Source organism: Bartonella sp. AA2SXKL (assembly GCF_042197205.1).
Lineage (GTDB): Bacteria > Pseudomonadota > Alphaproteobacteria > Rhizobiales > Rhizobiaceae > Bartonella.
Genome location: NZ_JBHIRN010000249.1, coordinates 1 through 593 on the forward strand (window position 1 = coordinate 1; position 593 = coordinate 593).

1 protein-coding gene and 1 pseudogene are annotated in these 593 nt (G+C 38.8%); one reads left to right on the forward strand and one right to left on the reverse strand.

The features are described from left to right. A partial coding sequence (locus tag ACFINS_RS11025; RefSeq protein WP_375706297.1) for a hypothetical protein occupies window positions 1-216 on the forward strand: 216 nt, incomplete at its 5' end. A 193-nt stretch (window positions 217-409) separates the two neighbouring features. Here ACFINS_RS11025 and ACFINS_RS11030 read toward each other — a convergent pair. Beyond that, window positions 410-593, reverse strand: a pseudogene (locus tag ACFINS_RS11030) (hypothetical protein); the annotation flags it as partial.

Genomic DNA, 593 nt, shown 5'->3' on the forward strand with positions numbered 1-593 from the left:
TGTTTTATGGGCTCTGAATCACCATGGTGTGTTGCTGTTGAGCGGACAAATATTTTGCTTTTATCACAAAAAAAATTGCGCTTTTGGTCTGCTGTTTTGGTGCGTTATTTCAATAAAGAGTTGTTTTGGATGTCTGTTCTCTTCTTTGAATGGATGTATATCATGAAAGTTTATCATTATTTTAGTCATATGTTCAACGCGTTCTGCTCGTGTTAAGTTTTTAAAATGTAAAGAGGGCATCGTGGGAATGTTTGGCCCACTTAAATGGGCTGTGCAGTTTTATGATGCAGTTTTAGCAATTTACGGATGAAACGACGGCGGTGTTTTATCTTTTCCGTAACAGCAACAGAGATGTTGGTGTAATGATTTTGCCTCGATTGCACCAAAGGAAGAGAGAAAATAAAGTGGTTTATCTGGTGAAAGCCATTGTTTTTTGTGATTCAGCTCTTGGTGGTTGCACATCTGGTGGATTATTATCTGCTTGCCTAAAGGCTTCAGCAGTTTTTTGTTGTAGATTTTCTGATGAGTGCTCAGGCTGTTTGGGAGATTCTGATGGGAGTTGCTGTTTTTGCAAGTTTTTCTCTAGGCTGCTA